Source organism: Paraburkholderia diazotrophica (genome assembly GCF_038900755.1).
GTDB classification, from domain to species: Bacteria; Pseudomonadota; Gammaproteobacteria; order Burkholderiales; family Burkholderiaceae; genus Paraburkholderia; species Paraburkholderia diazotrophica_A.
On record NZ_JBBPEN010000005.1, the window covers coordinates 549,635 to 570,586 of the forward strand.

The following is a 20,952-nucleotide window of genomic DNA, read 5'->3' on the forward strand; positions in this document are numbered from 1 at the left end:
TCATCAACCGCATTCGCCCTTGGCTTTTCGGGTTCAGCCGTTTATTGTTCTTGGAAAACCAGGCTCCAACGAGGGAAAGATCATGCAAGGCGATAAAAAGGTCATCGAATATCTGAACGCCCAGTTGAAGAACGAACTGACCGCGATCAACCAGTACTTCCTGCATGCGCGCATGTACAAGCACTGGGGTCTCGACAAGCTTGGCAAACATGAATACGACGAATCGATCGGCGAGATGAAGCATGCCGACATGCTGATCGAGCGCATTTTCATGTTCGACGGCCTGCCGAATCTGCAGGATCTGCACAAGCTGCTGATCGGCGAAGAAACGAAGGAAATCCTCGAATGCGATCTGAAGCTCGAGCAGATTTCGCAGGGCACGTGCAAGGAAGCGATCGTCTATTGCGAGTCGGTGCGCGATTTCGTGTCGCGTGAAATCTTCAAGACGATTCTTGAAGACACCGAAGAGCACATCGACTGGCTGGAAACGCAACTCGACCTGATCGACAAGGTCGGCATTCAGAATTACCAGCAGTCCGCGATGGGTTCGCCCGAGGAATAAGATCGCGTGCAAGACAGTGGCATCGCCAGTCTGGCGACTCCTGCTACACTTCTGCGGTTCGATCCGCGCAACGTCTTTCGAACGCGCCGCGCGGATTTTCTTATATGGCTTCCATTGAATCCATGACCGCTTCGCCCCCCGCCTCCGCTGCGCTTTCTTCGCTCCCCGAGATTGCCCCCATCGATCCGCGCGCGCCCGTCGGCATTTTTGACTCGGGCCTGGGCGGCCTGTCGGTGTTGCGCGCGGTGCGCGCGCAACTGCAGGGCGAAGCGATCATCTATGTCGCCGATTCGCTCTACGCCCCCTATGGCGAGCGCGACGACGACTTCATCGCGGATCGCACGCTGGCGATCGGCGAATGGCTCGTCGCGCAAGGGGCGAAAGCGCTCGTGGTCGCGTGCAACACGGCGACCGCGCAGTCGATCGCGCTGGTGCGCGAAAAGCTGCCCATTCAGCTGATCGGCGTCGAGCCGGGCGTGAAGCCCGCCGCGCTGCGATCGCGCTCGCGCGTGGCGGGCGTGCTCGCCACGCAGGTGACATTGCGCAGCGCCCGTTTTCAGGCGCTGCTCGAACGCCACGCCGCCGACTGCCGTTTTCTGTGCCAGCCGGGCCACGGGCTCGTGCAGGCCGTCGAGCGCTGCGATATCGGCTCGCCGGAACTGCGCGCGCTGCTCGAAAGCTACCTCCAGCCGATGCTCGATGCCGGCGCCGATACGCTCGTGCTCGGCTGCACGCACTATCCGTTTCTCGATACCGCGATCCGCGATATCGCCGGCGACCGGCTTGCGCTGATCGACACGAGCATTGCGATTGCCCGTCAGCTGGAACGCGTGCTCGACCAGCAAGGGCTGCGTTCGCCCGAGCGCGACGCCGCGCCCCAGCCCCGCTTCTGCTCGACGAGCGACGGCGCGCATCTCAGGCAGCTTGCGGCGACACTGCTGCATATCGACGCGCCCGTCGAGCGCGTGAACATTCCTTCGCGTCGTACAGCCACCACGGATTCGCACGCCGCCTGATTTCTCGCTAGCTGGCTCACGCACGAACTTTCCGCTCTTGATGCACTGCGCCTGCTGTAGCGCACGACTGTCGGTCTCAAGAGATACGCGCGCGCCGATCGCCCGCCCGCTGCGGCGAAAGGCCCCACGGCTGGCACTCCACTCGCCGTACCCCAGCGGCGACCGCGCCACATCAAGATCGCGGGAATGAAACCCTTCCAACAGGCTGGTTTTGTTACAAAAATTTACGATGGACGCTTGCCAAAGCGCCCAAACATAATGATAATAATTCGCATTAACGTTAGCTATCGCGAGCTGTCATGATTGTCTGCGTGTGCAAGTCCGTATCCGACCGGAAGATCCGCGCCTCGATCGCCGAGGGCATCGACACCTTCGACGAACTTCAATTCGAGCTGGGCGTCGCGATGTGCTGCGGCAAGTGCGAACAATCCGTGCGGGATGTGATGGCCGAAAGCGGCGTCTGCGCGAGCCGTTGCGGCGTCGAACATCACACGCAAGCCGTGCCGCTGACGTTCTACGAACGCAAGGCCGCCTGAAACTGCCGGTACCGCCTGCCTGATACCGCCTGCCCGATACCGCTTTAGTCGGCCTTGACGCATCTTCATGTGACGCGCTGAAAAGCGCGCTAGCATCGCACGCGCTGCAGTTTTCTTTCCGCCGTCAGCAAGCCAGTCCGAGACCAGCCAGCGACGCCATACTTCGAGGAGTTCGAAATGGAATTGCTGATCGGTTTCGTAACCACCCTGTGCATTTCACTGCTGATATTCCGAAAATGACGCCGTGCTGCATCGACGGCGCGCCGCCACGCTAACATGCAGGCCACGCCTACTCTCCCAACCGGCCTCGCGCCAGACGCTTCCGCCCGAATCAATCCGCGCATCGTCACGGTGACGGGCATCGTCATCGGACTTCATGTCGTTGCGCTCGCCGTCGCGTTCACGATGCGCGAAGCGACGCCGCTCAAACCGATCGAATCGCGCACGATCACGGCCGAGCTGATCAGCCCGGCTCCCGTTGCCGCGCCGGCCGCGATCCAGTCGATCCCGACACCGCCTACGCCGAAGCCCACGCCCGTGCAGAAGGTCAAGCCGAAGGTGCAGCCGCACGCGACGCCCAAGCCCACACCCGAGCCGCTGCCCGTTGCGCAGGCGCCGTCGCAGCATGAGATCGCCGCGCCCGCCGAGCCTGCGCCACCGGCTCCGCCCGCGCCAGGCGCGCCCGCGACGCCGACTGCCCCCGCCGCGCCTGCCGTCGGCAAGCCGACGATGGCGCTGTCCGCGCCGAAGAACGTGTCGCACCTCGATTGCAGCATCGTCCAGCCCGACTATCCCGCCCTTTCGCGCCGACGCGGCGAGACAGGGACGGCCATGATCCACTTCGTCGTCGGGCTGACGGGCAAGATCGAAAACATCGAATTGAAAAAGAGCAGCGGCTACGATCGCCTCGACCAGGCCGCGCTCGACGCGATGCACTCCAGTTCGTGCAAGCCATATCTGGAGAACGGCGAGCCCGTCCGCGCCGCGTACACACAGCCATTCGCCTTCAGCCTTAGCGACTGATCCGCCGAAACAGATTTCAAAGAAAAAAAGGAATTGCCATGCAGAACTACGGTATTGCCCACGTCTGGGCTCAAGGGGATTTCGTCACGCGAGGCATCGCGCTGGCACTGCTGATCATGTCGGTGCTGTCCTGGAGCGTGATCGTCATCAAGAGCTGGAACGTCATTCGTCTCAAGCGTCTGACGAAAAACGCCGAACAGGCATTCTGGCATTCGGACGATTTCAACGATGGCGTGAAGAAGCTGGGCAGCGATACGTCGTCGCCGGCTGAAAACCCTTTCCTCGCGCTCGCGCTGTCAGGCCAGGAAGCCGCCGATCATCATCATCAGACGCAGCCGCATCTGCACGACCGCATGGATGTGTCGGACTGGGTCACGCGCTGCCTGAAGGACACGATGGACGACAGCATCGCGCGCATGCAGAGCGGCCTTGCGATTCTCGCGTCGATCGGCAGCACGGCGCCGTTCGTCGGCCTGTTCGGGACGGTGTGGGGCATCTATCACGCGCTGCTGACCATCGGCGCGACGGGCCAGTCGTCGATCGATCAGGTCGCGGGCCCCGTCGGCGAGGCGCTCATCATGACGGCCTTCGGTCTCTTCGTCGCGATTCCCGCCGTGCTCGGCTACAACGCGCTCACGCGCGCCAACAAGGCGATCGTCAGCAAGCTGAGCCGCTTCGCTCATGGCCTCCATGCGTTCTTCGTGACGGGCGCGCGCCTGTCGTCGACGAAACGCGGGGACGGTCTTCGGCTCGCGTCCCGCGCCAACTAACTAACGAGGCATAGCGATGGCAATGAGCCCTTTCGCCGGCGACGATGACGACGACCTCATGAATGAAATCAACATGACGCCGCTCGTCGATGTCATGTTGGTTCTCCTGATCGTCTTCATGGTGACAATCCCGGTGATCCGCCACGCGGTGAAGATCGACCTGCCGCACGCGAGCAGCCAGAAGGAAGACACGAAGCCCGCGCAGGTGACGGTGTCGATCGACGCCGACGGCATCGTGCTGTGGGACGACCAGAAAATCTCCGACGACACGCTGCAGGCAAAGATCGCCGCGGCTGCACAGCAGAATCCGCAGCCGGAACTGCATCTGAACGCGGACCGCAAAGTTGCATACGAAAAGGTGGCGGACGTGATGTCGGCGGCCCAGGCGGGTGGTTTGACGAAGATCGGCTTCGTCACGCAGCCGAAAGCGCACTGAGCGCGCCGCCCGCCTTCGTCGTTCGTCGAAGAAAAGCCCTGTTTTTCAGGGCTAAATGTAAAAGGCCTTCATCGTCGGATGAAGGCCTTTTTTCGTGCGCACTCGGCGCCTTCGGGCGGCGGGATCATTTGCCATCGCTTCTGCTCTGGATCTGATCACCGCATGCGGCAGCCGTGGTTGACACGGACAGCGCGGTCAGCCCTATCAGGCTCACTATCAAAGCGGCCGTCAGTTTTCGCATAGGACACTCCTTAGCGAAGGGATTTCAATATAAGCCCGTGGGCGCGTGCGTACAAGTCTGCGGCCATTGAAAGTATCCATCGCCGTTCGCGCTTAAATGGCAAAAACGATATTTGCCATGTGGCGTGCGCTACGTTCGCGTTCACGCTCGCTCGCGTGGACACGGCACGATGCGATCCGATGTCGATGCGTCAGATCGCTTCCGCCTTCACGCGCAGCGGCTTCGCTTCGCGCTCCGGGCATTCCTGCTGGATATGCTTGCCCGTGTCCGGATCGAGCATCTCGACCAGATAATCGACGAAACTCCGCACAGCCGGCACCATCCCCTGACGCGACAGAAACACCGCGTAGAGCTGCGGCGACGGCAGCGTCCAGCCCGGCATCACGGGCGACAGGCGCCCACTGCGCAACGCGGCGCCATACATCATCTCCGGCAGCGCCGCGATGCCGACGCCCGCGAGCGCCGCTTCCGTCATCATCATCAGATCGGCGGTCACGAGGCGCGGTTCGTGCTCGTGCGCGTGACGCGTGCCGTCCGGCGCAATCAGGTTGAATACGTGGCGGCCGTCGCCCGTCGGCGTGTCGAGCGTCTCGAAACGGTTCAGATCGGCGGGCGCGAGCGGCGGCGCATTCTGGCTCAGCAGGCTCGGCGCGCCGACCAGCATCTGCTGCGTGCGCCACAACGGTCGCACGACGATATTCGCGTTCTCCGGCGGATCGGAGCGCACGCGCAATGCAACGTCGATCGAATCCTCGAACAGATCGACGACGCGGTTCGTCACGCGCATTACGACGCGCACTTCGGGATAACGATGCATGAATTCCGGCAGGATCTGCGACAGGATGGTCTGCGACATCGTCACGGGCACGCTGACGCGCACCGTGCCTCGCGGCGACGAGCGCAGCTGCTGCACGACGTTGACGGCCGCCTGCGCCTCCGAGAGCATCGCCTGACAGTGGTCGTAGAAGAGTTGTCCGGCTTCCGTCAGCGCGAGCTTGCGCGTCGAGCGCTGCAAAAGGCGCACGCCCAGCGACGCCTCGAGTTCCGTCAGGCGCCGCGACAGACGCGACTTCGAAATGCCGAGCACGCGTTCGGCGGCGGAAAAACCGCCATGTTCGACGACCTGCGAAAAGTACATCAGGTCGTTCAGGTTATGCGAATCGATCTTCATGTCATCGTTTCACTAGCAGAACAATCCATTGCCAGAGGCGGCCTGTTTTGGCCGAAATCGGTCCATATAATAGCTGCATGTTTCAGAAATGACGCTATTCCCCATTTTTCGAGGTGACTTTGATGAGCGCGACCCGCACGATCGAACGTACATACCCTTCCGTTCGCACCGTTGAAGGCGGCGGCTTTGTCGTCCACCGCCCGTTTCCGACACGCATGCTGATGGACTTCGATCCGTTTCTGCTGCTCGACGAAATGGGTCCCATCGACTATGCGCCCGGCGAAGCGAAAGGCGCGCCCGATCACCCGCATCGCGGCTTCGAAACGGTGACGTACGTGCTCGAAGGCCAGTTCGGCCACAAGGATTCGGCGGGCCACTCGGGCACGCTGCGCGCAGGCGACGTCCAGTGGATGACGGCCGGCTCGGGCGTCGTGCACAGCGAAATGCCGGACCCGTCGTTCGTCGCGACGGGCGGCCGCGTGCATGGTCTGCAACTGTGGGTGAACCTGCCGAAGCGCGACAAGATGATTGCGCCGCGTTATCAGGAGATGCCGTCGGCAGGCATTCCCGTCGCCACATCCGACGACGGCAAGGTGCGTGTGAAGGTGATCGCCGGCGAGGCGCTCGGCGTGAAGGCCGCGATCGAGACGCGCACGCCGATCCTGTATCAGCATTTCACGCTGCAGCCGGGCGCGCGCATCGTGCAACCCGTGCCGCGCGACTATCGCGTGTTCGCGTATGGGCTCGCCGGCAAAGGCTTCTATAGCGACGAGCGGCTCGAAATCGGACCGCAGCAGATGATCGTGTTCGACAACGACGGCGATACGGTGACGATGGCCGCCGGCGACGAGCCGCTCGACGTGCTGCTGTTCGGCGGCGTGCCGCTGAACGAGCCCGTCGTGCGCTATGGCCCGTTCGTGATGAATACGGAGGACGAAATCCGTCAGGCGGTCATCGACTATCAGGCGGGCCGCATGGGACAGATCAGGCATTGAGCGCCTTGCCAGCGCCGTATCGTCCTGAGGTTTCAGTTTTTCGCGCGGCGCGCCCTGGCCGCGAATCGCAGCAAATTCGTTCACAATAGCAACCTGAGAAAAGCAACCTGGCCGCGCGCCGCGTGATGCGCCGTGCGGCAATACCTTTCCCGTACAAGGAGCGCGCATGGCAGACACGAAGGTCACGGCACACATCGGCTCGACGAATTATCAGGTGATGTTCGACGACGGCGCGCATACGTGGATCGCCGACGAACCCGAATCGCTCGGTGGCGCCGATCGCGGCCCCACGCCGAACTCGCTGCTGCTGTCGAGCCTCGGCGCATGCACGTCGATTACGCTGAAGATGTATGCGCAGCGCAAAGGCTGGCCGCTCGAAGAAGTGCGCGTGACCCTGTCGATGCAGAAAGAAGGCGACGGCACGGCCATCGACCGCCAGATCGTGCTGACGGGCGATCTGTCCGGCGAGCAGCAGGAACGGCTTCTGCAGATCGCCAATTCGTGTCCCGTGCACAAGATCCTGAGCAATCCGATTTCGATCCGTACGGGCCTGGCTGTTGCTTGATGCCATAAACCTTGGGTTTTAAGAGGAAGCTGCCGTCTTGAACTTCGAACATCTGATCCAGATCAACGATCCGCTGAATCCGCTCGTCGAATCGCTGACGCGCGAGCAACTGTGGGAAGGGCTCGTGCTGCGCGCCGAGCAACCGCAGCTTTTCGTCATCGGCCTCGATAGCTGCTCAATCCTGTCGCGCACCGACAGCACGATGGAGCGCGAACTGCACTATGGCCAGGCGACCGTGCGCGATCACGTGACGCTCACGCCGAAGGACAGCGTGCGCTACGACATCCTCGCGACGGCCGAATATGTCGGCGGTTCGCTGACGATGACGATCGAGCAGCCGGACGAGTTGCAGCTCTTTTTGCGCTTCGAGTACAAAACGAGCCTGCCCTCCGCCGACGACAACGGCGATCCCGACGCGCGTCAAACGGAAGAGATCGTGAAATCGGCGTATCGCGAGTCGGACATCGACACTGTCCGGCTGATCCGCCAGTACGTCAGCGCGCGCAATACGCCTGACCAGCTGCATTAAATGCTGCGCGCCGCCGGACACTCCGCGCGGCGCAATCCCCGGCCTATCGGAACGTCCTGTCGATTGATTTTGCAGCCTTGTAAATAGGAATGATTATCATTTAGAATCATTCCAACGAATCGACGACCCGATGGCAAGCATGACGAACACGACGCGCTCTTCCACGCTCAGCCTGCGCCGCCCCGCAGCCGCGGCACTGACGACCGGCCGCCCGACGAAGTCCGTCACGACGGCGTCCGCCGAACGCCGCACCGGCAACGACAATGGTGGCGGCAGTCACGCCGCAGAGCCCGCCGGGCCGACTGAGCGCGTATTGACCAGCGACGCGCTGCTTCAGGGCCGCAGCCATGTGAGCATCGTGCATAACGGCGAGACGTATCAATTGCGCGCGACGCGTCTGGGCAAGCTGATCCTGACCAAGTAACGATTGCAGTAGAACCGGGTATTGTGGGGACCACCTCTCCGAGAGGTGTTGGGCACTAGCCAGCCACGACGGCTTGCACGCGAGATCTAGACCCCTTCGTGCAGACACCAAGCCAGCCGTCTCAGCCAGCGAGGCCGCTTTTTTCGGTTCTCACCGCGGATTGCACCGCAAAGCGCGCACAACGAATCGCGCGACGCCCAAACGATACGAAGCCGTGTGGATGAATACATCCGCACGGCTTTTATTTTTGAAAGCGTGTCGCGAGGAATCGCGGACCTCAGCCGACGACAGAAAAACGGCGTCAGCCGATCTCCAGCGCGGCGATTCCCGCGCGCGCAATCGCCGCATCCTGGTCCGATTTCACGCCCGATACGCCGATCGAGCCAACCGTCTCGCCGTCCACGACCACGGGCACGCCGCCCTCGACCATCGCCGTGATCGGCGCGCTCAGAAACGCCGTGCGGCCCTGCTTGATCACGTCTTCGTAGACCTTGGTTTCGCGGCGCCCGAGTACGGCCGTGCGGCCCTTCGCGGTCGCCATCTCGACCGTGCCCGGCGCTGCGCCGTCCATCCGGTGCAGATGGAGCAGATGACCGCCATCGTCGAGGATGGCGATCGTCACGATCCAGTGATTGGCTACCGCGTGCGCCTCGGCGGCGGCTGCCATTTTCTTGACGTCTTCGTCGGTCAGTACGGGTTTGGTTCTCACAGGCTGCCTCGCTGGAAAACGCAGTGGAAAACGCGGCGCGCCTTCAGTGCGTCCAGCCCCAGAACATCAGCCACCACGCACTATCGACGACCGCCAATGCCGCCATGAACCATACCATCGCGAGCCCGCGCTGCAAAATGCGCGCGGTGTAGCGGCGCGTCACGAGCCACGCGAGCCACGCGCTCCACGCGTTCGCGATCACGAGAATCCCGATGCGCACATCCGAAGCCCAGTCGATCGGCACATGCTCGGCTTTCAGCAGCGACAGCGTCGTCGCCGACAGGCCGAGGAACACGCCCGTGCCCGCGATCGGAATCAGTGCTTGCGCCAGATGATGCAGGCGCGTCATGTCGAAGCGGCCCAGCGTGCGCGTCGCGCCCGTTAGCAGCGCGAGCAGCGCCGTGCCGTAGAAGGCGCCCGTCGCGAGGATGTAGCCAATGATCATCCCGCCGTCGAGCCACGAGAAGACGTCGTTCTGCTCCGGATAATGCGTGAACACGAACCACGGCGCATTCGTGTCGAGCGGCCACATGATGTCGTGATCGATGAACCAGGTCGCGAGCGTCTGCTTGACGTCGATGAACCACGGCGAGCCCGTCCAGTGGAACGCGCCAATCGCGATGCCTAGCAGGCCATACAGGATCAGCGCCGTGTCCCAGGCGTTCGCCTGCTTGTCGCCGAGATCGACCACTTCCGACGACGGCTTGCGCCACGTCAGCGCGATCGCGTCGCGGTGCCCGCTGCAACGGCCGCACATATGGCACGACGACGCGCCCTTCATGTTGCGCAACGGCACGAGCGGCGCACAGTTGATCGGTATCACGCGATGGCCGTGCTCGCCCTGCTTGTACGAGCGGCGCCACGCGTCTTCATCGACCTTGTAGTGAAACGGCGCGAGACGCGCAAGTAGCGAAAAGACCCCATTCACGGGGCACAGGTATTTGCACCAGACGCGTTTTTCACGGCCATAGAGCAATCCGATAACCATCGCGCCCAACGTGGATCCGCCGAGCACCAGCAACACCGCTTTCGGATATTGATAGACGCTGACCATCTGGCCGTAGATCGTCGTCAGGCCAAATGCGACGAATGGCCAGCCGCCCCAACGCATCCAGTGCGGAATCGCCCGGCCTCGTCCGTATTTGCTCGCAAACTCCGACAGCGCGCCTTCCGGACACAGCACGCCGCACCAGACGCGTCCGAGCATCACCATCGACAGCAGCACGAACGGCCACCAGATGCCCCAGAAAACGAACTGCGCGGCGAGCGTCAGGTTGTTCCACAGATGCGCGGTGTCGCCCGGCAGTTCGGTGAACGCGGGCACGAGAATCAGAAACGCATAGACGCCAACGACCACCCACTGAATGCCGCGGATGGCAGCGCCGTGGCGTTGCATCCAGTGGCCGACTTCCGCAAGCCGGCTACGGCGATTCGCAACGACACTGCTCATGCCGCGCGCCCCGCGGGTTGCCGCGCCGGGCCACGCTTCGCGCGGCGCAGCAGCAGCCAGACGACGGACCAGTACAGCGCGTAGGTGATCAGGTTCATCAACGCCGGATGAGCGCGATAGCCGGTGAGCGTCGCGACGAGCGAGCCGAACGTGCTGGAGTCGTCGAGGATCATCGACGTGTTCCACAGCCGGTCGACGATGGTCGGCAGGATTTCCTTGTCGATCAGCTTGTCGACGCCCGTCTGGAACAGACCCGCGCCGAGGAACAGCAGCATGATTTCCGTGATGCGGAAAAAGAGCCGCCACGAAAAGAGCTTGCCGCCCAGTTGCAGCACGTAGAACGTAATTAGCGCAAGGCCGAGGCCGACGACAACGGCGATCACCTGGCTCGCGTCCACATGGCCCGACTGGCCGAAGCCGAGACCGTACAGGAAGATCACCGTTTCGCTGCCCTCACGCGCGATCGCGAGCGCGACGAGCACGGCGATGCCCCACCAGTTCGCGTCCTGCGTGCTCTTCTTGAGCGACTGTTCCATGTCCCGTTTGAGCGTGCGTCCGTGCGACTTCATCCACAGCACCATCTGCACGATCAGCACGCACGCGATCAGCACCATCGCGGTCTGGAAATAGTCTTGCGCATCGCCCGACAGCACCTCCGTGAATCCGACCAGCGCCGCGCCCAGGCCGATCGCGGCCAGCACGCCGGCCGCCACGCCCGCCCACAGATACGGCAGACCATGGCGCGCCTGCTCGTCGCCATTCTTCAGCCACGCGTACAGAATCCCGACGACGAGCAGCGCCTCGACGCTCTCCCGCCAAACGATGAACACTACCTGACCCATCGAAACCTCCAACTGCTTCCGTGGACGCCGCGCGTCCGTGTTACGGCTCGTGCTCCCGCGACGACGTCACTTGGCGACGATCACGCCCTGCGCCTGTTGATGGAAATCGTCAAAAAACTTGTACGTACCGGGATCGAGCGGAGCGATCACGACGACGGATTCGGCGCCCGGCGCCAAAACCTTCTCTTTGCGCAGCTCGACGCTTTCGAATTCCGCCGCGCCTTTACCCGTGTTCTTCACTTCGATTCTGATGCGCTTGCCGGCGGGCACTTCGATACGCGCCGGATTCAGCTTGCCGTCCGTCATTTCCAGCTTGAACGTCACGGCCTCGTCCGCGTGCGCCGGGCCGGACAGGCCGATGAACGATGCCGCCAAGGCCAGAACGGCGATCTTCTTGTTGACTCTCATGCACCCTTCCTGGAAATGCGGCGCGCTCTCACGCGCCGCCCACTTCATTGGAGATCGCAGTGCGATCGACGGCGATCAGTAACCGCCCTTCTTGCCGATGCCGGCAAACGCGAAATCGTATTCGAGCGTGAACGGCTTGAACCACGGACCGACGCCCGTTTCCTTGTCGACGTGACGGCCGAACGCCATATGGCCCGTCTGCATCGGCGGTTCGACGATCAGCTTCAGGTGATACTTGCCCGGGCCGGCGAGCTTGACGTTGTCGCCGTAGTGCGGACCGTCGTCGGCGACCATCGGCATCAGATCGCCCTTCTGGTCGTAGTTCGAACCCGGCTTGGTCAGCTCGTAGCGCACTTGGAGATAAGGCATCCAGTCGCCTTCAGCGAAACCAGTCGGATTCTTCTTGACTGCGTGGATGTCGGCCTCGAGGTGGATGTCGGAATCTGATGCCTTACGCATCATGCCTTCGGGGTCCATCGTGATCGGCTGCAGATACACCGCGCCGATTTCCATGCCTCCCTGGATCTGCTGCTTGCCGATCGGATATTCAGCGGCCGACGCCGACATCGCGGCAACGGCAGCGAGGACAGCAATCCCGCCATTCAGAATTGACGAAACGCGCATTGAAACTCCTTTGTTTTTTTAGACTCAAGCAAAGAAAAGCTGAAAACGGAAACGCGCGTCGCAGAGGTTTCGCCTGCGCATCTCTTCACGTCTTTCGCCAATTGTTCGATGCCGCCGGCTCAAGTGCGAAAGCAGTAACGAACGGTAATGCGAACTATTATCAATACGTGATTGAGTTTATCACTCTTCATGTGGAAGAACAAACGCGAATGCGTGGAAAGCCTTGCTGCAACAGGGTCTTACGGGAGCCTTAAGCACCGTTTTCAGAAGGATGCCGTCGTTTCAATCGGCAAACGGACGTGCGCGGCGGCAAAGCGCCGCACCGGATCATCTGTGCGTCTTGACGGACGCTGCCGACGCCTAATCCGTATCCGTCAGATGATCGCCGACGTTCGCGCCGAACACGCGCTCGCGCAACAGGGCAATCTCATCGCGCACCCGAGCCGCCTTTTCGAATTCGAGATTCTTCGCGTGCTCCATCATCTGCTTCTCAAGCCGCTTGAGCTCCTTCGCGATCTGCTTCTCGGACATGTCTTCGAACTTCGCACGGACTTGCTGCTCCTTGAGCTCAGCGCGCGCCTCGTCGACGTTGTAGACGCCGTCGATGATGTCCTTGATCCGCTTTACGACGCCGCGCGGGACGATGCCCATCTTCTCGTTGAACGCGATCTGCTTCGCGCGCCGCCGCTCGGTTTCGTCGATCGCGCGCTTCATCGAATCCGTGATTCTGTCCGCATAGAGAATAGCCTTGCCGTTCACATTGCGCGCGGCGCGGCCGATCGTCTGGATCAGCGAACGCTCGGCGCGCAGGAAGCCCTCTTTGTCCGCGTCGAGAATCGCGACCAGCGAAACCTCCGGAATATCCAGCCCTTCGCGCAGCAAATTGATCCCGACCAGCACGTCGAACGTGCCCAGCCGCAGGTCGCGAATGATCTCAACGCGCTCGACCGTATCGATATCGCTGTGCAGATAGCGCACCTTCACGCCGTGATCGGCGAGAAATTCCGTCAGCTGCTCAGCCATGCGCTTGGTCAGCACGGTGACGAGCACGCGGTCGCCGGCTGCCACGCGCTCGTTGATCTCGGCCAGCACGTCGTCGACCTGCGTGCGTGCCGGCCGCACGTTGATTTCCGGATCGACGAGGCCCGTCGGGCGCACGACCTGCTCGGCCACCTGCCCCGACGTCTTTTTCTCGTAGTCGGCGGGCGTCGCCGACACGTACACGACCTGGCGCATCTTGCGCTCGAACTCGTTGAACTTGAGCGGCCGGTTGTCGAGCGCGGACGGCAGCCGGAAGCCGTAGTCGACGAGATTTTCCTTGCGCGCGCGGTCGCCGTTGTACATGCCGTTCAACTGGCCGATCAGCACGTGCGATTCGTCGAGGAACATGATTGCGTCGGTCGGCAGATAGTCGACGAGCGTCGGCGGCGGCTCGCCGGGCGCGGCGCCCGAGAAGTGCCGCGAGTAGTTCTCGATGCCCTTGCAAAAGCCCAGTTCCTGCAGCATTTCCAGATCGAAGCGCGTGCGCTGCTCGAGCCGTTGCGCTTCGACGAGCTTGCCGTCGTTATAGAAGAATTCGAGCCGGTCGCGCAGTTCGGACTTGATCGTCTCAACTGCACGCATCACGGTCTCACGCGGCGTCACATAGTGCGACGACGGATATACGGTGAAGCGCAGAATCTTCTGACGCACGCGGCCCGTGAGCGGATCGAATAACTGAAGCGTGTCGATTTCGTCGTCGAACAATTCGACGCGCACCGCCATTTCCGCATGCTCCGCGGGAAAAATATCGATCGTGTCGCCGCGCACGCGGAACGAGCCGCGCTGGAAATCAGCCTCGTTGCGGTTGTACTGCATCGCGATGAGACGCGCGATGATGTCACGCTGTCCGATTTTGTCGCCGGTGCGCAGGGTCAGAATCATCTGGTGGTATTCCGACGGATTACCAATACCGTAGATCGCCGACACCGTCGCGACGATCACGACATCGCGCCGCTCCATCAGACTCTTCGTCGCCGACAGACGCATTTGCTCAATGTGCTCGTTGACCGACGAGTCCTTTTCGATGAAGAGGTCGCGCTGCGGCACATACGCTTCCGGCTGATAGTAGTCGTAGTACGAGACGAAGTACTCGACGGCATTGCGCGGAAAAAACTCGCGAAACTCCGCGTACAGCTGCGCCGCGAGCGTCTTGTTGGGCGCGAAGACGATGGCCGGCCGGCCCAGACGCGCGATCGTGTTCGCCATCGTGTACGTCTTGCCGGAGCCCGTCACGCCGAGCAGTGTCTGGAACGACAGACCGTCCTCGACGCCTTCGACGAGCGTGTCGATCGCCGTCGGCTGGTCGCCAGCGGGCGGATACGGCTGATAGAGCCTGAACGGCGAGTTCTCGAACGTCACGAATTTGGATTCGTCGAGAGCGTCGTTGACTTCACTCAGATGATGTTCGGACATGGAAGCGGCACCTCGGCCCCGGAGCAAACGACTATTCTAGCGTTTTGCGAACGGTCGAGCCGACGCCTCACCTTGCGTCTGAAATCGTGTCCGACCGCCCACGCCGTTGCGCCGAGAGTTGCGTGTTTGCAGTCAAAAAAAACATCGCCAGATCGCTGTTTTCATTGCAAATTAATCCACCTGCCAACGCGCCCGGCGCAAAAAAAACCGGCGAGATTCGTTACAATGGCACGTTCGCGCCCGCGGCTGTCGTCGAATGTGTGGTCGGGACCCGAGCATGGCTCCTTTCGCATATTCCGAACCTCGCCGCCTAAAGTCGCATGCGGTTCCTAGCAGCATCCGAAGTCGTCCCTCTTTTCACTACTGCCGAATCATCATGTCTCTGTTCTCCGCCGTCGAACTTGCTCCCCGCGACCCGATTCTGGGCCTGAACGAAGCCTTCAACGCCGACACGCGTACCACCAAGGTCAATCTGGGTGTCGGCGTGTACACCAACGAGGAAGGCAAGATCCCTCTGCTGCGCGCTGTCCGCGAAGCAGAAAAGGCACGCATCGAAGCTGCGCTGCCGCGCGGCTATCTGCCGATCGAAGGTATTGCCGTCTACGACGCAGCGGTACAAAAGCTGTTGCTCGGCAACGATTCGCCGCTGATCGCCGCTGGCCGCGTCGTGACGGCGCAGGCGCTGGGCGGCACGGGCGCGCTGAAGATCGGCGCGGACTTCCTGAAGCGCCTCAATCCGGCGGCGAAGGTCGCGATCAGCGATCCGAGCTGGGAAAACCACCGCGCGCTGTTCGAAAGCGCAGGCTTCGAGGTCGTCTCGTACCCGTACTACGACGCGAAAACGCATGGCGTGAACTTCGAAGGCATGCTGTCGGCGCTCAACAGCTACGCGCCGGGCACAGTCGTCGTGCTGCACGCTTGCTGCCACAATCCGACGGGCGTCGATCTCTCCGTCGACCAGTGGCGCCAGGTCGTCGAAGTCGTGAAGGCACGCGAACTGGTGCCGTTCCTCGACATCGCCTATCAGGGTTTCGGCGACGGTATCGACGCCGACGCAGCCGCCGTGCGCCTCTTCGCGCAATCGGAGCTGAACGTGTTCGTGTCGTCGTCGTTCTCGAAGTCGTTCTCGCTGTACGGCGAGCGCGTCGGCGCACTGTCGATCATCACGGGCAGCAAGGAAGAGGCAGCGCGCGTGCTGTCGCAACTCAAGCGCGTGATCCGCACGAACTATTCGAACCCGCCGACGCATGGCGGTGCTGTCGTCGCAGCGGTACTTGCTTCGCCGGAACTGCGCGCAACATGGGAAACGGAGCTGGGCGAAATGCGCGACCGCATCCGCGCGATGCGCAATGGTCTCGTCGAACGTCTGAAGGCCGCGGGCATCGACCGCGATTTCAGCTTCGTCAACGCGCAACGCGGCATGTTCTCGTACTCGGGTCTGACGGCGCCGCAAGTCGATCGTCTGCGCGAAGAGTTCGGCATCTATGCAGTCAGCACGGGCCGTATCTGCGTGGCCGCGCTGAACACGCGCAATCTGGACGTCGTCGCCAACGCGGTTGCTGCCGTCCTGAAGTAAGTCGCGGAAAGAGACGGCGTACGGCGCCGTCTCTTCTCGCATGGCAGTCAATGCTGCCAGTCAAAAGGCGCTCCTCGTGAGCGCCTTTTTCATGTCGTGCCCCACTCGCCCTGACACCGACTCGCGATTGCATGTCGACGCGACGGCAACCGCGCGTTCAATGCCACACGTCATCACCAGACGTCCAACACCGCGCTCAACGTGAATCGCGATGAATGTCGTGCGTGACGAAGCCGGCGTCGTTGTCCGGCATGTCGAGCCAGCCCGGTTGCGCAAGCGAGTTGCGGATATCGTCCAGGCCGCTTTCCCAATGCTGATGCATCGTCGACAAGCCGAACTGGTAGTCCTTGTAGTGCCCTTCGTATTCCTTGTCCCTGTAGATCAGGTGAATGATGTTGTAGCGCTTCGAGCAGGCGAGCTGCTCCGCGAGCTTGCACCACGGATCGTCACGATGCTCGGGCGACACGCGGTCGAGCACTTCGCGCAGTACATGCCGAAAGCGCTGCGAATGCTGCATCGTGTCCGTGACGAAGCGCGTCCGGCTCGAATACTGAATGTCTTTGACGCGCCCCTGCACGTCGGTGATGTTGTCGGGCACTGGGCCGATCGCGCTCCACAGATCGACCTGAAAGGCGAGCGTATCGCGGCGCGGGCTCGCCTGAGCCACTTCGGCGAGCGGCGTATTCGACATCAGCCCACCGTCCCAGTAGTACTCGCCGTCGATTTCCACGGCGCCAAATCCCGGCGGCAGCGCGCCAGATGCCATGAAATGCTCGGGCTTCAACGTCGTATGCGTGTTGTCGAAGTACGCGAAGTTGCCCGTATGCACGTTCACCGCGCCGACTGACACGCGCATCTCTTTCGAGTTGATCCGGTCGAAGTCGCATAGCCGCTCGAGCGTCGCCTTGAGCGGCGTCGTGTCGTAGTAGCTAGCGTTTTGCGGTGGAACCGACACGGCAGGCAACGGCGGCGGAAAGCGCGGCGTGAAGAAACCCTTCTGCCCGTCGACGAGCGCGCCTACTGCCTGCATCGCCGTGAACATCTTGCGTACCGCGTCGTTCGAATTGAAGAGCGCGTGCTCGATGGACGGCGGCACAGGCGGACCGTAGGCCGGCTGGCAGATCGTTTCCCAGAACTCGTGCAGCTTTTCGACGCGATGCCTGGGCGCATTGCCCGCGATGATCGCCGTGTTCAACGCACCGATCGAAATGCCCGCCAACCAGTTCGGCAGAATGCCGGCCTCGTCGAGCCCCTGGTAGACGCCCGCCTGATACGCGCCGAGCGCGCCGCCGCCCTGCAGCACCAGCGCGACCGTTTCGTACTGCGGCAACCCGATGTGATGACTGGCGCGAACGCCTGGCGACGCGCCCACCCGTTCGCCCTCCTCCGCGCCGGCGCCGCCGGCGCGCTCCCGCTTCACGCTGCGTTGCGATTCGCGTTGCGCCATCATCACCCTCCGTTCTTATTGCATGTACCAGCCGTGGCTCACGATGAACGACTGGCCTGTGAGCGCAGCCGTCGGGAATGCCGACAGGAACAGCACCGTCTGCGCGACATCTTCGACGGTCGTGAAGACGCCGTCCACCGTGCTGCCCAGCATCACGCGCTTGACCACTTCTTCCTCGCTGATGCCCAGTTCCTTGGCCTGCTCGGGGATCTGCTTGTCGACGAGCGGCGTGCGCACGAAGCCCGGACATACGACATGCGAACGCACGTTGTGCTTCGCGCCTTCCTTCGCGAGCACGCGAGCGAGACCGAGCAGCGCATGCTTGGCGGCCACATATGCCGACTTCAACGGCGACGCTTCGTGCGAATGCACGGAGCCCATGTAGATCACGATGCCGCCGCGATCGTCCTTGTACATGTGCTTGAGCGCGGCCTTCGTCGTGAGGAACGCGCCGTCGACGTGGATCGCCTGCATCTTCTTCCAGTCGGAGAACGAGTAGTTCTCGATCGGGTTGACGATCTGAATGCCGGCATTCGAAACCAGGATATCCACCGAGCCCAGTTCGGCCGCGACCTTGTCGATGCCCTGATTGACGGCGTCTTCGCTCGTCACGTCCATCGCAATGCCAAGCGCCTTGCCGCCGGCTTTCGTAATTTCTTCGGCGACGGCATTCGCGCCGTCCTGGTTCAGGTCAGCGATCGCGACGGCCGCGCCCGCCGCCGACAGCGTCAACGCGATCTGCTTGCCGATGCCGCTCGCCGCGCCCGTGACGACGGCGACCTTGCCTTTCAGACTCCCATTCGATGACGACATCCAGAACCTCCATGCGGTTGATTGAGCAATGAGAACATGGCGCGCAGATAGCGTGAAGCTGGCCAAACGGCATATGCCGTTCGGCCGATTGCTGCACTGCGGCCGACTTCGCTATTGTGCATGAACCGAAGCGAACGAAACACCAAAGGCACGTCTTACGGAATCGGATTAATGTGTGGTGTTCCGGCGACGATACTTACAAGGAGATCTGGATGAACTACCGACGTCTCGGCCGTTCCGGCCTGCAGGTCAGCGAGCTGTCCATCGGCTCATGGGTGACTTACGGCAATCAGGTGGACCGGCGCGCCGCGCGGGAATCGCTGGCGGCTGCGCGCGACGCAGGCGTCAATTTCTTCGACAACGCCGAAGTCTATGCGGGCGGCCGATCGGAAGAGATCATGGGCGAGGCGCTGAAGGAACTGAACTGGCCGCGCGTGAGCTATATCGTCTCGACGAAATTTTTCTGGGGGCTCAACGAAGCGCCCAATCAGTATCACACGCTCAATCGCAAGTACCTGCTCAACGCGATCGACGGCTCACTGAAGCGTCTGCAACTCGATTATGTCGACCTCGTGTTCTGTCATCGTCCTGACCCGAACACGCCCATCGAAGAGACCGTATGGGCGATGAGCGACATGATCGCGCGCGGCAAGGCGCTGTACTGGGGCACGTCTGAATGGAGCGCCGACGAGATCCGCGCGGCCTGCGAAATCGCCGAGCGGCATCATCTGCACAAGCCCGTGATGGAGCAGCCGCAATACAACCTGTTCCACCGCAAGCGCGTCGAAGATGAATATCGACGGCTCTACGAGGACATCGGCCTCGGTCTCACGACATGGAGCCCGCTTGCTTCGGGACTGCTCACGGGCAAATACCGCAACGGCGTGCCATCCGGCAGCCGCGCGGAACTGCAAGGCTACGACTGGCTGCGCAAGGAAGTCACCGATGCGGGCAGGAACAACATCGTCGGCCAGCTCGGCGAACTCGCGGACGAACTCGGCTGCACCGTGGGGCAGCTTGCGCTTGGATGGGTCCTGACGAATCCGAACGTCAGCACGGTCATCACGGGCGCGTCGCGCGTCGAGCAGATCGCCGAAAACATGAAGGCGGCGGATGTCGCCGAGCAGATCACGGCGGAGATCAAGTTCAACATTGAAGCGATTGTCGGCGACGCGTACGACTAGACTTGCGATGGGGCGCGGATCGGACATGAGTCGAGCGCGGATCGGACACCCTTCGATCCGCTCATGCGTTCGGCCGGAACGGCGCACCGCCGGCGCTGGCCGCGCTGTTCGCTCGCGTACCTCGTTCGCCTGCCTTAGTCGCGCATGTCATTCGCGCACGTCTTTCGCCGACCTCGTTCACGGACCTCGTTCACGTACCTCATTCACGTACAATACGCGGCCGCATAACCCGCCTCTTCTAGCGCTTCTCATCGCCATGCTCAGTTACCGCCACGCTTTTCACGCAGGCAATCACGCCGATGTCCTGAAACACGCAGTCGTCGTGCAACTGCTGCGCTATCTCGGACAAAAGGACAAGGCGTACTGGTATATCGACACGCACGCTGGCGCGGGCGTGTATTCGCTGAAAGAAGGTTATGCGACCAAGACCGCTGAGTTCGAAACGGGTATCGCGAAGCTGTGGAATCGCAAAGACTTGCCGCCCGTGATTGCGGAGTATGTCGATGAGGTGTCCGCGCTGAATGCCGACGGCGACTTGCGCTTTTACCCGGGCTCGCCGTATCTCGCGTGGCGGCTGATGCGCGAGCAGGATCGCATGCGCCTGTTCGAATTGCATAGCACCGAAATCGACGTGCTGCGCCACAACTTCCGCGATGCCGGCCGGCGCGCGATGCTGTTCGCGGGCGACGGCTTCGATGGCATCAAGACGCTGCTGCCGCCCGCGCCACGCCGGGCGCTCGTGCTCGTCGATCCGTCCTATGAAGACAAACGCGACTACGCGCGCACGCTGACCTGCGTCGAAGAAAGTCTGAAGCGCTTTGCGACGGGAACGTATGCAGTCTGGTATCCGCAAGTCGCGCGTCCGGAGTCGCAGCGTTTCCCTGAACAGCTGAAACGGCTGCAGGACAAGAACTGCCTGCATGTGTCGCTGACGGTCAGCAGCCCGCCCAGCGATGGCTTTGGACTCTTCGGCAGCGGCATGTTCATTCTGAACCCGCCCTACACGCTGCCGAAGATGATGAAGGAAACGCTGCCGTGGCTCGTCGAGACGCTCGGTCAAGACAAGGCCGCGCAGTTCAAGATCGAACATCGCGGCGACTGAGCCTGCGCTGAGCCACATAGGGCCGAACGCGGACTCTGCCTTAAGCAATACGACAAGCGCGTGCATTGGAGAAGA

General features: G+C 62.1%; 23 protein-coding genes. 14 read left to right on the forward strand and 9 right to left on the reverse strand.

All coding sequences use genetic code 11. The features are described 5' to 3' along the window. Positions 1 to 82 precede the first annotated feature (82 nt). The 6 genes from bfr (at position 83) to AABE10_RS19405 (ending at position 4,343) form a co-directional block, all read left to right on the forward strand. Positions 83 to 562 (forward strand): bacterioferritin, encoded by a 480-nt coding sequence (bfr, locus tag AABE10_RS19380; RefSeq protein WP_342934861.1) that lies wholly within the window; start codon positions 83 to 85, stop codon positions 560 to 562. Positions 563 to 684: 122 nt separating this feature from the next. Then, positions 685 to 1,578: a glutamate racemase gene (gene murI / locus AABE10_RS19385; protein ID WP_428983352.1), complete on the forward strand. Its 894-nt coding sequence runs from the start codon at positions 685 to 687 to the stop codon at positions 1,576 to 1,578. A 299-nt stretch (positions 1,579 to 1,877) separates the two neighbouring features. After that, on the forward strand, positions 1,878 to 2,114 hold the full coding sequence (locus tag AABE10_RS19390) for a (2Fe-2S)-binding protein (RefSeq protein WP_087736062.1): 237 nt from the start codon (positions 1,878 to 1,880) through the stop codon (positions 2,112 to 2,114). Positions 2,115 to 2,390: 276 nt separating this feature from the next. Continuing rightward, positions 2,391 to 3,137 carry a TonB family protein gene (locus tag AABE10_RS19395; RefSeq protein WP_342934863.1) on the forward strand — a complete coding sequence of 249 codons (747 nt, stop codon included), beginning with the start codon at positions 2,391 to 2,393 and terminating at the stop codon, positions 3,135 to 3,137. A gap of 38 nt (positions 3,138 to 3,175) precedes the next feature. Beyond that, entirely contained in the window at positions 3,176 to 3,907 is a 732-nt protein-coding gene (locus tag AABE10_RS19400) for a MotA/TolQ/ExbB proton channel family protein (RefSeq protein WP_342934864.1), read from the forward strand. A gap of 16 nt (positions 3,908 to 3,923) precedes the next feature. Beyond that, positions 3,924 to 4,343, forward strand: coding sequence for a biopolymer transporter ExbD (locus tag AABE10_RS19405; RefSeq protein WP_342934865.1), 420 nt, complete (start codon positions 3,924 to 3,926; stop codon positions 4,341 to 4,343). A gap of 431 nt (positions 4,344 to 4,774) precedes the next feature. Here the strand turns inward: AABE10_RS19405 and AABE10_RS19410 are convergent, their stop codons facing one another. Beyond that, positions 4,775 to 5,755, reverse strand: coding sequence for a LysR family transcriptional regulator (locus AABE10_RS19410; protein WP_342934866.1), 981 nt, complete (start codon positions 5,753 to 5,755; stop codon positions 4,775 to 4,777). 122 nt (positions 5,756 to 5,877) lie between these two features. Here AABE10_RS19410 and AABE10_RS19415 point away from each other — a divergent pair, with 122 nt between their 5' ends. The 4 genes from AABE10_RS19415 (at position 5,878) to hemP (ending at position 8,268) form a co-directional block, all read left to right on the forward strand. Continuing rightward, a complete protein-coding gene (locus AABE10_RS19415) occupies positions 5,878 to 6,750 on the forward strand; it encodes a pirin family protein (protein ID WP_342934867.1) in 873 nt (290 codons plus the stop codon). A gap of 166 nt (positions 6,751 to 6,916) precedes the next feature. After that, positions 6,917 to 7,315 carry an OsmC family protein gene (locus AABE10_RS19420; RefSeq protein WP_342934868.1) on the forward strand — a complete coding sequence of 133 codons (399 nt, stop codon included), beginning with the start codon at positions 6,917 to 6,919 and terminating at the stop codon, positions 7,313 to 7,315. Positions 7,316 to 7,352: 37 nt separating this feature from the next. Continuing rightward, positions 7,353 to 7,844: an SRPBCC family protein gene (locus AABE10_RS19425; RefSeq protein WP_342934869.1), complete on the forward strand. Its 492-nt coding sequence runs from the start codon at positions 7,353 to 7,355 to the stop codon at positions 7,842 to 7,844. A gap of 139 nt (positions 7,845 to 7,983) precedes the next feature. Next, positions 7,984 to 8,268: a hemin uptake protein HemP gene (gene hemP / locus AABE10_RS19430; RefSeq protein ID WP_342934912.1), complete on the forward strand. Its 285-nt coding sequence runs from the start codon at positions 7,984 to 7,986 to the stop codon at positions 8,266 to 8,268. 301 nt (positions 8,269 to 8,569) lie between these two features. On the opposite strand, the gene AABE10_RS19435 is transcribed toward hemP, so the two are convergent. The 6 genes from AABE10_RS19435 to uvrB all read right to left on the reverse strand — a co-directional run bounded on the left by AABE10_RS19435 (position 8,570) and on the right by uvrB (position 14,755). Beyond that, a complete protein-coding gene (locus AABE10_RS19435; RefSeq protein WP_342934870.1) occupies positions 8,570 to 8,977 on the reverse strand; it encodes a heme-binding protein in 408 nt (135 codons plus the stop codon). A gap of 43 nt (positions 8,978 to 9,020) precedes the next feature. Continuing rightward, complete coding sequence (locus tag AABE10_RS19440) at positions 9,021 to 10,427, reverse strand: 4Fe-4S binding protein (RefSeq protein ID WP_342934871.1); 1,407 nt, start codon at positions 10,425 to 10,427, stop codon at positions 9,021 to 9,023. Further along, positions 10,424 to 11,269 (reverse strand): FTR1 family iron permease, encoded by an 846-nt coding sequence (locus tag AABE10_RS19445; protein WP_342934872.1) that lies wholly within the window; start codon positions 11,267 to 11,269, stop codon positions 10,424 to 10,426. Before AABE10_RS19445 ends, AABE10_RS19440 begins: the two co-directional genes overlap by 4 nt. 66 nt (positions 11,270 to 11,335) lie before the next feature. After that, positions 11,336 to 11,677, reverse strand: coding sequence for a cupredoxin domain-containing protein (locus AABE10_RS19450; RefSeq protein ID WP_342934873.1), 342 nt, complete (start codon positions 11,675 to 11,677; stop codon positions 11,336 to 11,338). A gap of 75 nt (positions 11,678 to 11,752) precedes the next feature. Beyond that, complete coding sequence (locus AABE10_RS19455) at positions 11,753 to 12,301, reverse strand: iron transporter (RefSeq protein WP_342934874.1); 549 nt, start codon at positions 12,299 to 12,301, stop codon at positions 11,753 to 11,755. Positions 12,302 to 12,661: 360 nt separating this feature from the next. Further along, the gene (gene uvrB / locus AABE10_RS19460; RefSeq protein WP_342934875.1) at positions 12,662 to 14,755 is read right to left on the reverse strand and encodes an excinuclease ABC subunit UvrB; all 2,094 of its coding nucleotides are present in this window, start codon (positions 14,753 to 14,755) and stop codon (positions 12,662 to 12,664) included. A 122-nt stretch (positions 14,756 to 14,877) separates the two neighbouring features. Between uvrB and AABE10_RS19465 the strand changes: the two genes are divergently transcribed. Beyond that, positions 14,878 to 15,069: a hypothetical protein gene (locus AABE10_RS19465; RefSeq protein WP_342934876.1), complete on the forward strand. Its 192-nt coding sequence runs from the start codon at positions 14,878 to 14,880 to the stop codon at positions 15,067 to 15,069. A 62-nt stretch (positions 15,070 to 15,131) separates the two neighbouring features. Then, positions 15,132 to 16,331 (forward strand): amino acid aminotransferase, encoded by a 1,200-nt coding sequence (locus AABE10_RS19470; protein WP_342934877.1) that lies wholly within the window; start codon positions 15,132 to 15,134, stop codon positions 16,329 to 16,331. Between the two features lie 196 nt (positions 16,332 to 16,527). On the opposite strand, the gene AABE10_RS19475 is transcribed toward AABE10_RS19470, so the two are convergent. Further along, positions 16,528 to 17,778, reverse strand: a complete 1,251-nt coding sequence (locus tag AABE10_RS19475) for a patatin-like phospholipase family protein (protein WP_342934878.1) — start codon at positions 17,776 to 17,778, stop codon at positions 16,528 to 16,530. A 15-nt stretch (positions 17,779 to 17,793) separates the two neighbouring features. Further along, on the reverse strand, positions 17,794 to 18,591 hold the full coding sequence (locus AABE10_RS19480; protein WP_342934879.1) for a 3-hydroxybutyrate dehydrogenase: 798 nt from the start codon (positions 18,589 to 18,591) through the stop codon (positions 17,794 to 17,796). Between the two features lie 212 nt (positions 18,592 to 18,803). On the opposite strand from AABE10_RS19480, the gene AABE10_RS19485 reads away from it, so the two are divergent. After that, complete coding sequence (locus AABE10_RS19485) at positions 18,804 to 19,775, forward strand: aldo/keto reductase (RefSeq protein ID WP_342934880.1); 972 nt, start codon at positions 18,804 to 18,806, stop codon at positions 19,773 to 19,775. Positions 19,776 to 20,031: 256 nt separating this feature from the next. Next, positions 20,032 to 20,877: a 23S rRNA (adenine(2030)-N(6))-methyltransferase RlmJ gene (locus AABE10_RS19490; protein WP_342934881.1), complete on the forward strand. Its 846-nt coding sequence runs from the start codon at positions 20,032 to 20,034 to the stop codon at positions 20,875 to 20,877. Positions 20,878 to 20,952: the final 75 nt, after the last annotated feature.

Coding starts and splice junctions, on each gene's coding strand:
- AABE10_RS19475 (WP_342934878.1), bottom strand. CDS start 17,778: ATGGCGCAACGCGAATCGCAACGCAGCGTGAAGCGGGAGCGCGCCGGC.
- bfr (WP_342934861.1), top strand. CDS start 83: ATGCAAGGCGATAAAAAGGTCATCGAATATCTGAACGCCCAGTTGAAG.
- AABE10_RS19450 (WP_342934873.1), bottom strand. CDS start 11,677: ATGAGAGTCAACAAGAAGATCGCCGTTCTGGCCTTGGCGGCATCGTTC.
- AABE10_RS19400 (WP_342934864.1), top strand. CDS start 3,176: ATGCAGAACTACGGTATTGCCCACGTCTGGGCTCAAGGGGATTTCGTC.
- AABE10_RS19410 (WP_342934866.1), bottom strand. CDS start 5,755: ATGAAGATCGATTCGCATAACCTGAACGACCTGATGTACTTTTCGCAG.
- AABE10_RS19415 (WP_342934867.1), top strand. CDS start 5,878: ATGAGCGCGACCCGCACGATCGAACGTACATACCCTTCCGTTCGCACC.
- AABE10_RS19420 (WP_342934868.1), top strand. CDS start 6,917: ATGGCAGACACGAAGGTCACGGCACACATCGGCTCGACGAATTATCAG.
- AABE10_RS19405 (WP_342934865.1), top strand. CDS start 3,924: ATGGCAATGAGCCCTTTCGCCGGCGACGATGACGACGACCTCATGAAT.
- AABE10_RS19470 (WP_342934877.1), top strand. CDS start 15,132: ATGTCTCTGTTCTCCGCCGTCGAACTTGCTCCCCGCGACCCGATTCTG.
- murI (WP_428983352.1), top strand. CDS start 685: ATGACCGCTTCGCCCCCCGCCTCCGCTGCGCTTTCTTCGCTCCCCGAG.
- AABE10_RS19390 (WP_087736062.1), top strand. CDS start 1,878: ATGATTGTCTGCGTGTGCAAGTCCGTATCCGACCGGAAGATCCGCGCC.
- AABE10_RS19485 (WP_342934880.1), top strand. CDS start 18,804: ATGAACTACCGACGTCTCGGCCGTTCCGGCCTGCAGGTCAGCGAGCTG.
- AABE10_RS19455 (WP_342934874.1), bottom strand. CDS start 12,301: ATGCGCGTTTCGTCAATTCTGAATGGCGGGATTGCTGTCCTCGCTGCC.
- AABE10_RS19480 (WP_342934879.1), bottom strand. CDS start 18,591: ATGTCGTCATCGAATGGGAGTCTGAAAGGCAAGGTCGCCGTCGTCACG.
- AABE10_RS19395 (WP_342934863.1), top strand. CDS start 2,391: ATGCAGGCCACGCCTACTCTCCCAACCGGCCTCGCGCCAGACGCTTCC.
- AABE10_RS19445 (WP_342934872.1), bottom strand. CDS start 11,269: ATGGGTCAGGTAGTGTTCATCGTTTGGCGGGAGAGCGTCGAGGCGCTG.
- uvrB (WP_342934875.1), bottom strand. CDS start 14,755: ATGTCCGAACATCATCTGAGTGAAGTCAACGACGCTCTCGACGAATCC.
- AABE10_RS19490 (WP_342934881.1), top strand. CDS start 20,032: ATGCTCAGTTACCGCCACGCTTTTCACGCAGGCAATCACGCCGATGTC.
- AABE10_RS19440 (WP_342934871.1), bottom strand. CDS start 10,427: ATGAGCAGTGTCGTTGCGAATCGCCGTAGCCGGCTTGCGGAAGTCGGC.
- hemP (WP_342934912.1), top strand. CDS start 7,984: ATGACGAACACGACGCGCTCTTCCACGCTCAGCCTGCGCCGCCCCGCA.